Below are 225 nucleotides of genomic sequence, written 5' to 3' on the forward strand. Positions count from 1 at the left end.
TTGAGTAGATTTTATTTCAGAATTTTCAACTATATTCGCGTTATAGATAATCCCCCGATAAGTTTTACCCTGAAGTTTCCACTCAATCCACGAACTATCCGCTGTTTTCATTAACTTTTGGGAATTAATCATTGAAGGGGCAGTACTGAATAGAATTTGGCCTGTGGGTCGTTCAATTTGAACAATCAGATCATGATGCCCAACTAAAGCATCTTTCAAATATAA

Annotated in this window: 1 protein-coding gene; it reads right to left on the reverse strand. The window is 35.6% G+C overall.

Going from position 1 to position 225, the window contains the following annotated elements:
- Positions 1-225 (reverse strand): hypothetical protein (locus RRF55_RS28520; RefSeq protein WP_439419373.1); only part of this gene is annotated, 225 nt, incomplete at both ends.

Origin of the sequence: Klebsiella sp. K47 (assembly GCF_051858335.1) — a bacterium.
GTDB lineage: Bacteria > Pseudomonadota > Gammaproteobacteria > Enterobacterales > Enterobacteriaceae > Klebsiella > Klebsiella pneumoniae.